Genomic DNA, 13013 nt, shown 5'->3' with positions numbered 1-13013 from the left:
AAAAAAGAGGACATTAACATGGTTGTTAAGACAGTTGTTGAAGCACAAGATATTTTTGACAAAGCTTGGGAAGGCTTCAAAGGCGTAGATTGGAAAGAGAAAGCAAGTGTATCACGCTTCGTACAAGCTAACTACACACCTTATGATGGAGACGAAAGCTTCCTTGCAGGACCAACAGAACGTTCACTTCACATCAAAAAAATTGTAGAAGAAACTAAAGCACACTACGAAGAAACTCGTTTCCCAATGGACACTCGTCCAACATCTATCGCTGATATCCCAGCAGGATTTATCGATAAAGAAAACGAAGTTATCTTCGGTATCCAAAACGATGAACTTTTCAAATTGAACTTCATGCCAAAAGGTGGTATCCGTATGGCTGAAACTACTTTGAAAGAAAATGGATACGAACCAGACCCAGCTGTTCACGAAATCTTTACCAAATACGTAACAACAGTTAACGACGGTATCTTCCGTGCCTATACTTCAAACATCCGTCGTGCTCGTCACGCACACACTGTAACTGGTCTTCCAGATGCATACTCACGCGGACGTATCATCGGTGTTTACGCACGTCTTGCTCTTTACGGTGCAGACTACTTGATGCAAGAAAAAGTAAACGACTGGAATGCAATCGAAGAAATCGATGAAGAAACAATCCGTCTTCGTGAAGAAATCAATCTTCAATACCAAGCATTGCAACAAGTTGTTCGCTTGGGTGATCTTTACGGAGTTGACGTTCGCAAACCAGCGATGAACGTTAAAGAAGCAATCCAATGGGTTAACATCGCCTTCATGGCTGTCTGCCGTGTTATCAACGGTGCTGCTACATCTCTAGGACGTGTGCCAATCGTATTGGACATCTTTGCAGAACGTGACCTTGCTCGTGGTACATTTACTGAATCAGAAATCCAAGAATTCGTTGATGATTTCGTTATGAAACTTCGTACAGTTAAATTTGCTCGTACAAAAGCTTACGACCAATTGTACTCAGGTGACCCAACTTTCATCACAACTTCTATGGCTGGTATGGGTAACGATGGTCGTCACCGTGTTACTAAAATGGACTACCGTTTCTTGAACACTCTTGACAACATCGGTAACTCTCCAGAACCAAACTTGACAGTTCTTTGGACTGATAAATTGCCATACAACTTCCGTCGCTACTGTATGCACATGAGCCACAAACACTCTTCTATCCAATACGAAGGTGTAACAACAATGGCTAAAGACGGATATGGTGAAATGAGCTGTATCTCATGCTGTGTGTCTCCACTTGACCCAGAAAATGAAGAACAACGCCATAATATACAGTACTTCGGCGCTCGCGTCAATGTTTTAAAAGCTTTACTCACAGGGCTTAATGGTGGTTACGACGATGTTCACAAAGACTACAAAGTATTTGACATCGAACCAATCCGTGACGAAGTTCTTGAATTCGAATCAGTTAAAGCTAACTTTGAGAAATCTCTTGACTGGTTGACTGACACTTATGTAGATGCTTTGAATATTATCCACTACATGACTGATAAGTACAACTATGAAGCTGTTCAAATGGCATTCTTGCCAACTAAACAACGTGCGAACATGGGATTCGGTATCTGTGGATTTGCTAACACTGTTGATACATTGTCAGCTATCAAATACGCTACAGTTAAACCAATCCGTGATGAAAATGGCTACATCTATGATTATGAAACAATCGGTGAATACCCACGTTGGGGTGAAGATGACCCACGTTCAAACGAATTGGCAGAATGGTTGATTGAAGCTTACACAACTCGTCTACGTAGCCACAAACTTTACAAAGACGCTGAAGCTACAGTATCACTTTTGACTATCACATCTAACGTTGCTTACTCTAAACAAACTGGTAACTCACCAGTCCACAAAGGTGTATACCTCAACGAAGATGGTTCTGTGAACTTGTCTAAACTTGAATTCTTCTCACCAGGTGCTAACCCATCTAACAAAGCTAAAGGTGGTTGGTTGCAAAACTTGAACTCACTTTCTAGCCTTGACTTTAGTTATGCAGCTGATGGTATCTCATTGACTACACAAGTATCACCTCGCGCTCTTGGTAAGACTCGTGACGAACAAGTTGATAACTTGGTAACAATCCTTGATGGTTACTTTGAAAACGGTGGACAACACGTTAACTTGAACGTTATGGACTTGAACGATGTTTACGAAAAGATCATGTCAGGTGAAGACGTTATCGTACGTATCTCTGGATACTGTGTAAACACTAAATACCTCACTCCAGAACAAAAAACTGAATTGACACAACGTGTCTTCCACGAAGTTCTTTCAATGGACGATGCCTTGGATGCGTTGAGCTAAGATTATATAAAATAATACAAAGAAGGACTAGTTAAAAGCTAGTTCTTCTTTTTGTAAAATTTATTGGTCAATTAAAGTCAAATTTCTTGACCTTTTTTGACTATTGTAGTATATTATGAACGTAAGGTAAATGAAAACCTTACTAGAACACTTATTTAAAGTAAAATAGAAAGAGGTGGGTCTATGTTTCATCTAGAAATCTTCAGAAGTAAAGATAGTCTACTCCTGCTTGAAAAAGAAAAACCAGAAATAGTACGTAGAGTAGCAATCTAGCTAGTCTAAATTTTTTGAAACAAAGGTCAAAGATAGTCAATATCAGTAATAATAAATAACAAAAAGAGGTAAAGAATATGAATAACAACTTTAATAATTTTAACAACATGGATGATTTATTTAACCAATTGATGGGTGGTATGCGAGGATATAGTTCTGAAAATCGCCGTTACTTGATTAATGGACGTGAAGTCACACCTGAGGAATTTGCTCACTATCGTGCAACTGGTCAATTGCCAGGAAATGCAGAAACTGATGGACAAATGAAACAACAGTCTTCAGGTATGAAACAAGATGGTGTCCTTGCTAAACTGGGTCGAAACTTGACTGCAGAAGCGCGTGAGGGCAAGTTGGATCCTGTCATCGGACGAAACAAGGAAATTCAAGAAACATCTGAAATCCTTTCACGCCGTACCAAGAATAATCCTGTTTTAGTAGGAGACGCAGGCGTTGGTAAGACAGCCGTTGTCGAAGGTCTAGCACAGGCGATTGTAAACGGTGATGTTCCAGCTGCCATCAAAAATAAGGAAATTATTTCCATTGATATCTCTGGTCTTGAGGCTGGTACTCAATACCGTGGTAGTTTTGAAGAAAACGTTCAAAACCTAGTAAATGAAGTGAAAGAAGCAGGGAATATTATCCTCTTCTTTGATGAAATTCACCAAATACTTGGTGCTGGTAGCACTGGTGGAGATAGTGCTTCTAAAGGGCTTGCGGATATTCTCAAGCCGGCCCTCTCTCGTGGGGAATTGACCGTTATTGGAGCGACAACTCAAGACGAATATCGTAACACTATTTTGAAGAATGCTGCTCTTGCTCGTCGTTTCAACGAAGTCAAGGTAAATGCTCCTTCAGCAGAAGATACCTTTAAAATCCTTCAAGGAATTCGTGATCTCTATCAACAACACCACAATGTCATCTTGCCAGATGAAGTCTTGAAAGCAGCAGTGGATTATTCTGTTCAGTATATTCCTCAACGTAGCTTGCCAGATAAGGCTATCGACCTTGTCGATGTTACGGCAGCTCACTTGGCAGCACAACATCCAGTAACAGATGTTCATGCTGTTGAACGTGAAATTGAGGCAGAAAAAGACAAGCAAGAAAAAGCAGTTGAGGCAGAAGATTTTGAAGCAGCTCTAAACTATAAAACACGCATCGCAGAATTGGAAAAGAAAATCGAAAACCACACAGAAGATATGAAAGTGACTGCAAGTGTCAACGATGTGGCTGAGTCTGTAGAACGAATGACCGGTATTCCAGTATCACAAATGGGAGCATCAGACATCGAACGTCTGAAAGATATGGCTCATCGCTTGCAAGATAAGGTAATCGGTCAAGATAAGGCAGTAGAAGCAGTGGCCCGTGCTATCCGTCGTAACCGTGCTGGTTTTGATGAAGGTAATCGCCCAATTGGTAGCTTCCTCTTTGTAGGTCCAACTGGGGTTGGTAAGACGGAGCTTGCTAAGCAATTGGCGCTAGATATGTTTGGAACCAAGGATGCTATCATCCGTTTGGACATGTCAGAATACAGCGACCGCACAGCCGTATCTAAATTGATTGGTACAACTGCAGGTTATGTTGGTTACGATGACAACAACAATACCTTGACAGAACGCGTCCGTCGCAATCCATACTCAATCGTCCTTCTCGACGAAATTGAAAAGGCTGACCCTCAAGTCATCACCCTTCTCCTTCAAGTTTTGGACGATGGTCGTTTGACAGATGGTCAAGGTAACACTGTCAATTTCAAGAATACTGTCATTATTGCGACCTCAAATGCTGGATTTGGCTATGAAGCCAACTTGACAGAAGATGCGGATAAACCAGAATTGATGGACCGTTTGAAACCTTACTTCCGTCCAGAATTCCTTAACCGTTTCAATGCTGTCATCGAATTCTCACACTTGACTAAGGAAGACCTTTCTAAGATTGTGGACCTTATGTTGGTTGAAGTTAACAAGACGCTTTCTAAGAAAGACATTGACTTGGCAGTGAGCGAAGCTGCTAAAGAATACATGACTGAGGAAGGCTACGATGAAGTCATGGGTGTCCGTCCACTCCGTCGTGTGGTTGAACAACAAATCCGTGACAAAGTCACAGACTTCCACTTGGATAACCTTGATGCTAAACACCTAGAAGCTGACATGGAAGATGGTGTTTTGGTCATTCGTGAAAAAGCCTAAATCAAGATTTTGAAAATAAAAAAGGAACCAGCTGAAAAAAACTGGTTCCTTTTTTGTGTTTAGATGACATGGCGTTCAAAGGCATCGTCTGAAATCCCTTGTTCAAGGATGAGTTTTGCCCATTCTTTAGCAGAAAAGAGGCTGTGATCCTTGTAGTTGCCGCAAGATTCGATGGTTGTTCCAGGGACGTCTTCCCAAGTAGTAGTCTCAGCGATTTCCTTGAGCGAATCCTTGATAACAGCCGCGATTTCAGCACTGGTGTGGCGCCCCCACATAATCATATGGAAGCCTGTACGGCAACCAAATGGTGAACAGTCAATCATACCGTCAATGCGGGTACGGATGAGTTTTGCCAAGAGGTGCTCGATAGTGTGAAGGCCAGCAGTAGGGATAGAGTCTTCATTGGGTTGCACTAAACGAATATCATAATTGGAGATGACATCTCCCTTTGGCCCTGTTTCTTCCCCGATCAAGCGAACATAAGGTGCTTTAACAATAGTGTGGTCAAGTTCAAAACTTTCAACAATAACTTCTTTTGACATGGTAAATCCTTTCAGTTTTCTTCTTTACATTATAACATAAAGCCGGCTCCTGAGGCAGAGAGAAAACCTCTCCGAGGGTGGAGAGGTTGAAATCTTTATTTACGATACAAGCGGTCGTATTGGTAGTATGGGTCAAAGGTTACGTTGATACCCAATTTACGAAGGACATTTTTGTCTTCATCTGTCAAGATGATGGTTGAGTGGGCTTCGCTTCCTTTGAGGTTGCCAAGTTCTTCCATAGCACGAGCAGCATCAGGATTTTCTGTAGCTGTGATGGCAAGTGCAATTAGGATTTCATTTGAATGAAGGCGTGGATTGCGGCTACCCAGATGATCGATTTTAAGACCTTGGATTGGCTTAACAACTTCAGGCTCGATTAGTTTCACTTCTTTAGCAATGTCAGCTGATTTCTTGATAGCGTTAATCAAGGCAGCGGCAGTTGGGCCAAAGAGTTCTGAGTTCTTACCTGTGACGATTTCCCCATTTGGCAATTCAAGGGCTAGGGCGGGTCCACCAGTTTCTTCTGCTTTTTGGCGCGCAACGACAGCAACCTTGCGGTCTGTAGGTGTGATACCGAGGTCGTTCATAAGCAACTCAATTTTCTTGACAGCAGATTCGCCCACTTTTTCGGCTTTGAAATCAAGAACAGTCTGATAGTAGCGACGGATGATTTCTTGTTTAGAGGCTTCGATAGCAGCCTCATTATCTGTAATAGCGAAACCAACCATGTTGACACCCATATCTGTCGGAGAAGCGTATGGAGACTCTCCAAGAATGCGTTCCAACATGCGCTTGAGTACTGGGAAGATCTCGATATCACGATTGTAGTTGACAGTGGTCTCTCCGTAAGTTTGGAGATGGAAGGGGTCGATCATGTTGACATCGTCAAGGTCTGCTGTGGCAGCCTCGTAGGCCAAATTAACTGGATGATGAAGGGGAAGATTCCAAACTGGGAAGGTTTCAAATTTAGCGTAGCCAGACTTGATGCCATTGATTTGGTCGTGGTACATGTTGGACATACAGGTTGCCAATTTTCCAGAACCAGGTCCAGGAGCAGTTACGACGATCAAGTTGCGACTGGTTTTGATGTAGTCATTTTTTCCCATACCTTCTGGAGAAATGATGTGATCCATATCTGTTGGATATCCTTTGATTGGATAATGAAGATAAGAATCAATTCCGTTTTTCTCGAGTTGGTTGCGGAAGGCATCTGCAGCTGGTTGGCCAGCGTACTGTGTAATGACAACGGAGCCGACAAAAATCCCTAATTCATTGAATTTATCAATCAAGCGAAGAACTTCTTGGTCATAAGAAATGCCCAAGTCACCACGTGCTTTAGAGTGCTCGATATTGCTTGCGTTAATGGCAATCACAACCTCAACTTGCTCTTTCAACTCTTGCAAGAGCTTGATTTTGTTGTCAGGCTCATAGCCAGGAAGAACACGAGCAGCGTGGAAATCTTCTAGCATTTTGCCACCAAACTCCAAGTAGAGCTTGCCGTCAAATTGGTTGATGCGCTCCAAAATGTGGTCGCGTTGTAGATTCAAATATTGTTCAGAACTAAAAGCTTGTTTTTTCATTTTTTTACCTCTGACCTCTATTATAATAAAAAATTGGCAGTTAGGAAACTATGGAGTTAAAAAAGGAATCAAAAAGATTAGGCAAACGCTTGCACAAAATTCTGAAAAGCGCTATCATAAACTATAGATTATTAAAATAATGAGGTAAGAAGATGCAAGAAAAATGGTGGCACAATGCCGTAGTCTATCAAGTTTATCCTAAGAGCTTTATGGATAGCAACGGAGATGGAATTGGCGATTTGCCAGGTATTACCAGTAAGTTAGACTATCTAGCTAAGTTAGGAATCACAGCGATTTGGCTTTCTCCAGTTTATGACAGTCCTATGGATGATAATGGCTATGATATCGCTGATTATCAAGCGATTGCGGCTATTTTCGGAACTATGGAGGATATGGATCAACTGATCGCGGAAGCTAAGAAGCGTGATATTCGTATCATCATGGACTTGGTGGTTAATCATACCTCAGATGAACATGCTTGGTTTGTCGATGCCTGTGAAAATCCTGATAGCCCTGAGCGAGACTACTATATCTGGCGGGATGAACCTAACGATTTAGATTCTATCTTTAGTGGTTCTGCTTGGGAATATGATGAAAAGTCGGGTCAGTACTATCTCCACTTTTTCAGTAAGAAACAGCCGGATCTCAACTGGGAAAATGAAAAACTTCGTCAGAAAATTTATGAGATGATGAACTTTTGGATTGATAAAGGCATTGGTGGTTTCCGCATGGATGTCATTGACATGATTGGGAAAATTCCTGACGAGAAAGTAGTCAATAATGGTCCTATGCTCCACCCTTATCTCAAGGAGATGAATCAGGCGACCTTTGGAGATAAGAATCTCTTAACAGTAGGGGAAACATGGGGAGCAACGCCAGAAATTGCCAAGCTCTATTCGGATCCAAAGGGGCAAGAATTGTCTATGGTCTTCCATTTTGAACATATCGGTCTTCAGTATCAGGAAGGTCAGCCTAAATGGCATTATCAAAAAGAGCTGAATATCGCTAAGTTAAAAGAAATTTTTAACAAATGGCAGACAGAATTAGGAGTTGAGGACGGTTGGAATTCGCTCTTCTGGAACAATCATGACCTCCCTCGTATTGTCTCAATCTGGGGAAATGATCAAGAATACCGCGAAAAATCTGCCAAAGCCTTTGCAATATTGCTTCATCTCATGAGAGGAACTCCTTATATCTACCAAGGTGAGGAAATAGGGATGACCAACTATCCCTTTGAAACACTGGATCAAGTAGAAGATATTGAATCTCTCAACTATGCGCGTGAGGCTCTTGAAAAAGGTGTTCCGATAGAAGAAATCATGGACAGTATCCGTGTCATTGGACGTGATAATGCCCGTACCCCTATGCAATGGGATGAGAGCAAAAACGCTGGGTTCTCGACAGGTCAGCCTTGGTTAGCAGTCAATCCAAACTATCAAGCAATCAACGTTCAAGAAGCACTGGCAAATCCAGATTCTATTTTTTATACTTATCAGAAGTTAGTCCAAATTCGTAAGGAAAACAGCTGGCTGATTCGAGCTGACTTTGAACTCTTGGAAACAACTGACAAGGTCTTTGCCTATATCCGTAAAGATGGGGACCGTCGCTTCCTAGTTGTGGCTAACTTGTCCAATGAAGAGCAAGACTTGACCGTAGAAGGAAACGTCAAATCTGTTTTGATTGAAAACACCCTAGCTCAAGAAGTCTTTGAAAAACAAATCTTGGCTCCATGGGATGCTTTCTGTGTGGAATTGACTGACTAAAAAGTGAGGACCTCAAGCTTATAGAGTTTGAGGTTTTTTGCTAAAAGTTTTTCAGAGAATTCTTTTAAAAATATTTGTTAGAATTTTCTAAAAAATTTCTCGAAAGCTCTTGCATTTATAGAAAAATAGGTTATAATGGTGAAAAACCTATCTTAAAGGAGATTGCCTATGAAATCGAAAAAATGGCTCTTAGGAGCGGGAGTAACCTTGAGTGCAGCCCTTCTTTTGGCAGCTTGTGGTAAAAGCGAAAAGAATGCGGACGCTCCTAAAACATTTTCTTATGTCTACGCTATGGATCCATCATCTTTGGACTACAGCGTGACGAGCAAGAGCTCAACTTCTGACGTTATAGCAAACGTTGTCGATGGCCTTTTGGAAAATGATAAGTATGGAAACTTAATTCCATCGCTTGCAGAGGATTGGTCGGTTTCTAAAGATGGTTTGACTTATACCTACAAACTTCGTAAAGGTGTAAAATGGTATACTTCTGAGGGTGAAGAGTATGCCGAAGTTAAGGCTCAAGACTTTGTTACAGGTTTGAAACATGCAGCTGATGGTAAATCAGACGGTCTCTCTCTCCTTCAAGATTCAATTAAAGGATTGGCTGCCTATATCAGTGGTGAAAGTAATGATTTTTCTACTGTAGGAGTTAAGGCTGTTGATGATTATACGGTAGAATATACGCTCAACAAACCAGAAAGTTTCTGGAATTCTAAAGTCACAACTGCAACCATGCTTCCAGTAAATGAAGAATTTTTGAATTCTAAAGGAAAAGACTACGGAACTCCTACTCCGTCAAGTATTCTATATAATGGACCTTATTTACTGAAATCATTGACCTCAAAATCTGCTATCGAATATGAGAAAAATCCGAACTACTGGGATAAGGACAACGTTAAGATTGACAGCATTAAACTAACCTTCTATGATGGATCAGACCAAGAATCCTTGATTCGTAGCTTTACACAAGGTGCCTATACAACAGCTCGTCTCTTCCCAACAAGCTCAAACTTTGAGTCAACTAAGAAAGAATACGGAGATAAGATTGTCTACAGTCCACAAGAAGCGACAAGCTACTATCTCACTGTTAACGTAAATCGCCAGTCTTACAATAAAACGGCTAAAACAGACGAAGCTCAAAAAACTTCAACAAAAGAAGCTCTCCTTAACAAGAACTTCCGTCAGGCATTGAACTTTGCCCTTGACCGTCACTCTTACACGGCTCAGTTAAATGGTGAAGAAGGTGCGGATAAGATTATTCGTAATAGCTTAGTGCCTCATGACTATGTCCAAGTTGGTGAAAAGACCTTTGGAGAGTTGGCACAGGCAGAGCTCGTCTCATATGGAGACCAGTGGAAAGATGTAGCTTTGACAGATGGTAAGGATACGATTTATAATCCAGAAAAAGCTAAGGCTGCCTTTGCAAAAGCAAAGACAGAATTGCAAGCAAAGGGGGTGACATTCCCAATTCGTTTGGATATTCCGGTTGAACAAACAGATGTGATTGCTGTCCAGCAAACTAACTCACTTAAGCAATCTATCGAATCAACGCTTGGTACTGATAATGTCATTATCGATGTCCTTCAAATGACTGATAATGAAAAAATGAGCATCACGTCTCAAGCTAAGGTTCCAGCACAAAAAGACTATGACTTGAATGGAACTGGTTGGGGACCAGACTATCAAGACCCAGCTACCTACCTAAACATTCTCGATGCTAAGAAGGGTTCTGCTCTTAAACACTTGGGGATCACTCGTGGAAAAGATCCAGAAGTGATGGCTCAAGTTGGACTGGACGAATATAAGAAACTCTTGGACGATGCTGCAGCTGAAACAAGTGACCTCAATAAGCGTTATGAAAAATACGCTAAAGCTCAAGCTTGGGTATCGGATAGCTCACTTTTAATTCCAGTTGCTTCTTCAGGTGGTTCTCCAACTGTTAGCCGTACTGTACCATTCACAAAAGCATACTCTCAAGTCGGAATCAAGGGAGATCCATTTGTATTCAAAGGTTTGGAGTTGCAAAAGGATGTTGTGACGACAAAAGAATATGAAGAAGCTCTCAAGAAATGGCAGAAAGAAAAAATCGAAACAAATGCCAAATACCAAAAAGAGCTTGAAAAACACATTAAATAGTCTATAGCAAGACAAGGAAGTTGCAGAGAATCTGTGCTTCCTTTTTTGGTTATGGGATGTTAGTAGCTTAGAAACTAGTAACTTTACATTTCTGAATAAATTTGATAAAATACGGTTATGTTATAAAAAGTGACATAAAGGAGTAGGTGATGATAATGAAAAAAAGACTCATCGGAACTGGTCTTGTCCTAGCTACAGGGATTTTACTCTCAGCTTGTGGGCAATCTAACACAGATACAAAGACGTATTCGTCAACTTTTAGTGGAAATCCAACAACTTTTAATTATCTTTTAGATTATTATGCAGATAATACATCTATAATTACTAATCTTGTGGATGGTTTGCTAGAAAATGATAGCTATGGTAATCTGACACCAGCTCTAGCTGAGGATTGGTCTGTTTCAGCAGATGGTTTGACTTATACCTATAAACTCAGAAAAGATGCCAAGTGGTATACGGCTGATGGAGAAGAATATGCTCCAGTAAAAGCACAGGACTTTGTTACTGGGATCAAATATGCTTCGGATAACAAGGGGCAAGCGATGGATCTCATTCAAAATTCAATTAAGGGATTGAATGACTATGTGACTGGTGTGACAAATGATTTCTCTACCGTTGGTGTCAAAGTCTTGGATGATTATACGGTTGAGTATACTTTGACACGACCAGAACCTTATTGGAACTCTAAGACGACTAATAGTATCCTCTTCCCTGTCAATGAAGAGTTTTTGAAGTCAAAGGAAAAAGAATTTGGTACCTTGACGCCAAGTAGTATCCTTTACAACGGGCCTTACTTGTTAAAAGATTTCACATCAAAATCTTCGATCGAGTATGTGAAGAATCCACACTATTATGATCATGATAAAGTAACCATTGAAAAAGTTAAACTGGCTTATTTTGATGGTTCTGATCAAGAGATGACTATTCGAAATTTTGAAAGTGGGGCCTATTCTCTGGCAGGAGTTTATCCAAACAGCTCTAACTATGCCAAGACAAAAGAAAAATATCAAGACAATATTGTTTATAGCTTACAAGACAAGACATCTTGGTACTTTAACTTTAATGTTAACCGTAAAGCTTATAACCATACGGCTAAAACAACAGATGAACAAAAGAAATCAACTCAAATAGCGATTTTAAATAAAAATTTCCGTCAAGCAATCAATTTTGCTATCGATCGTACGGCTTATTCTGCCCAATCTAATGGTCAAGAAGCAGCAAGCAAGACCCTCCGTAACACCCTTGTTCCTCCTACTTTTGTACAAGTGGGAGATAAGAGTTTCGGAGATGTGGTTTCTTCTAAACTTGTTCAGTACGGAACAGAATGGTCAGGCATTAACTTGGCGGATGCCCAAGACGGATACTTCAACAAGGAAAAGGCCCAAGCAAAATTTGCGGAAGCTAAAAAGGAATTGGAATCAAAAGGGGTGAGCTTCCCTATTCATCTGGATGTTCCTGTTGATCAAACCAATAAAAACGCGGTTTCTGGTATGAATTCGGTTAAACAGACCTTGGAGACCGTATTTGGGGATGACAATATTGTGGTTGATGTGCAACAATTATCTACGGATGATTTCAGCAATGTTGCATTTCTTGCTCCGAATCCGGCGTCTCGTGATTACGACTTGAACTTTGATGGTTGGGTGGGTGATTACCAAGATCCGTCAACTTATCTTGATCCATTTAATGCAGAAGATGGTTTCTATCTCAAGATTTTTGGTTTGGATGCTAAGGAAGATCAAGAACTGATTAAGAGTTTAGGTCTTGATACCTATACGAAACTTTTAAAAGAGGCAGATGCGGAAAACAAAGATGTTGCTAAGCGTTATGAAAAATATGCTGAAGCACAAGCTTGGATGATTGATCATTCTCTAATCATGTCTACGATGTCAAGTGGTGGTACAGCCTCTGTCACCAAAGTAACTCCCTTTACACGTGCTTACTCTCTAGTGGGCATCAAAGGTGATGGAAATAACTACAAGTACATGAAACTTCAAAAAGACCCTGTTACCAAGAAACAATTTGATGAAGCTAAGGCTAAGTGGGAAGAAGAAAGTAAGAAGGCTATTGAAAAAAGCCAAAAAGAATTTGAAAATCATATCAAATAAAAAATAAGAACGAGGATACTTTACCATCAGTATCCTTGTTTTTTGTATAAGAGGCCAATTTACAAAATAGGTATAATTTTCAGCT

Annotated in this window: 7 protein-coding genes; 5 read left to right on the top strand and 2 right to left on the bottom strand. The window is 40.6% G+C overall.

Annotated features, from left to right (window positions below):
* The first annotated feature begins 18 nt into the window (after positions 1 to 18).
* Together pflB and FBF73_RS00115 are read left to right on the top strand one after the other, a co-directional pair.
* On the top strand, positions 19 to 2343 hold the full coding sequence (gene pflB / locus FBF73_RS00120; RefSeq protein ID WP_000260628.1) for a formate C-acetyltransferase: 2325 nt from the start codon (positions 19 to 21) through the stop codon (positions 2341 to 2343).
* A gap of 350 nt (positions 2344 to 2693) precedes the next feature.
* Positions 2694 to 4799 (top strand): ATP-dependent Clp protease ATP-binding subunit, encoded by a 2106-nt coding sequence (locus tag FBF73_RS00115; RefSeq protein ID WP_136936608.1) that lies wholly within the window; start codon positions 2694 to 2696, stop codon positions 4797 to 4799.
* Positions 4800 to 4858: 59 nt separating this feature from the next.
* Here the strand turns inward: FBF73_RS00115 and FBF73_RS00110 are convergent, their stop codons facing one another.
* Positions 4859 to 5341, bottom strand: a complete 483-nt coding sequence (locus tag FBF73_RS00110; protein WP_000032562.1) for an S-ribosylhomocysteine lyase — start codon at positions 5339 to 5341, stop codon at positions 4859 to 4861.
* A 95-nt stretch (positions 5342 to 5436) separates the two neighbouring features.
* The gene (locus FBF73_RS00105) at positions 5437 to 6921 is read right to left on the bottom strand and encodes a DUF1846 domain-containing protein (protein WP_136936607.1); all 1485 of its coding nucleotides are present in this window, start codon (positions 6919 to 6921) and stop codon (positions 5437 to 5439) included.
* Between the two features lie 152 nt (positions 6922 to 7073).
* Here FBF73_RS00105 and FBF73_RS00100 point away from each other — a divergent pair, with 152 nt between their 5' ends.
* From FBF73_RS00100 to FBF73_RS00090, 3 genes are all read left to right on the top strand, one after another.
* On the top strand, positions 7074 to 8684 hold the full coding sequence (locus FBF73_RS00100) for a glycoside hydrolase family 13 protein (RefSeq protein ID WP_136936606.1): 1611 nt from the start codon (positions 7074 to 7076) through the stop codon (positions 8682 to 8684).
* A 168-nt stretch (positions 8685 to 8852) separates the two neighbouring features.
* Positions 8853 to 10820, top strand: a complete 1968-nt coding sequence (locus tag FBF73_RS00095; protein WP_136936605.1) for a peptide ABC transporter substrate-binding protein — start codon at positions 8853 to 8855, stop codon at positions 10818 to 10820.
* Positions 10821 to 10966: 146 nt separating this feature from the next.
* Entirely contained in the window at positions 10967 to 12928 is a 1962-nt protein-coding gene (locus tag FBF73_RS00090) for a peptide ABC transporter substrate-binding protein (RefSeq protein ID WP_136936604.1), read from the top strand.
* Positions 12929 to 13013: the final 85 nt, after the last annotated feature.

The sequence above is a fragment of the Streptococcus mitis genome, assembly GCF_005144795.1.
GTDB classification, from domain to species: Bacteria; Bacillota; Bacilli; order Lactobacillales; family Streptococcaceae; genus Streptococcus; species Streptococcus mitis_BB.
This window is presented reverse-complemented; position numbering and strand designations above follow the sequence as displayed.

Bases quoted from the DNA above. Each gene is read 5' to 3' on its own strand.
- pflB (WP_000260628.1), top strand. From the start codon at position 19: ATGGTTGTTAAGACAGTTGTTGAAGCACAAGATATTTTTGACAAAGCT.
- FBF73_RS00115 (WP_136936608.1), top strand. From the start codon at position 2,694: ATGAATAACAACTTTAATAATTTTAACAACATGGATGATTTATTTAAC.
- FBF73_RS00110 (WP_000032562.1), bottom strand. From the start codon at position 5,341: ATGTCAAAAGAAGTTATTGTTGAAAGTTTTGAACTTGACCACACTATT.
- FBF73_RS00105 (WP_136936607.1), bottom strand. From the start codon at position 6,921: ATGAAAAAACAAGCTTTTAGTTCTGAACAATATTTGAATCTACAACGC.
- FBF73_RS00100 (WP_136936606.1), top strand. From the start codon at position 7,074: ATGCAAGAAAAATGGTGGCACAATGCCGTAGTCTATCAAGTTTATCCT.
- FBF73_RS00095 (WP_136936605.1), top strand. From the start codon at position 8,853: ATGAAATCGAAAAAATGGCTCTTAGGAGCGGGAGTAACCTTGAGTGCA.